Origin of the sequence: Zoogloea sp. LCSB751, assembly GCF_002028455.1 — a bacterium.
Taxonomy (GTDB): Bacteria; Pseudomonadota; Gammaproteobacteria; order Burkholderiales; family Rhodocyclaceae; genus Zoogloea.
This window is the reverse complement of the sequence record NZ_MWUM01000462.1, coordinates 1-248: the sequence shown is the minus strand read 5'-3', so window position 1 is coordinate 248 and position 248 is coordinate 1. Positions and strand designations below refer to the sequence as shown.

Here is a 248-nt window from a genome sequence, read left to right as displayed (position 1 = left end):
TTCCAGGGCGATACTGGCCTCCTGACCTGCCGGCAGCCCTAGCAGCATCGCCAGTTCCACCTTTGACGGGCTCAGAAGCTTCGGTACGGCAATGCCGTATTCCCAAACTTCGCGCAGCGTGTGCGTGCGCCCTGCAAGCGGATGGCCGGCCCGCACGTACAGGTGCGGGGGCTGACCTCCAATCAATTGGATATCCAGCGCGGCGTCTTTCGGCATGTCGCGCACGTCGGCGGCGAAGAATTCGATGC

1 protein-coding gene is annotated in these 248 nt (G+C 63.3%); it reads right to left on the bottom strand.

Going from position 1 to position 248, the window contains the following annotated elements; all coding sequences use genetic code 11:
- Positions 1-248: hypothetical protein (locus B4920_RS27325; RefSeq protein ID WP_216820113.1), on the bottom strand; the 248-nt coding region annotated here is incomplete at both ends.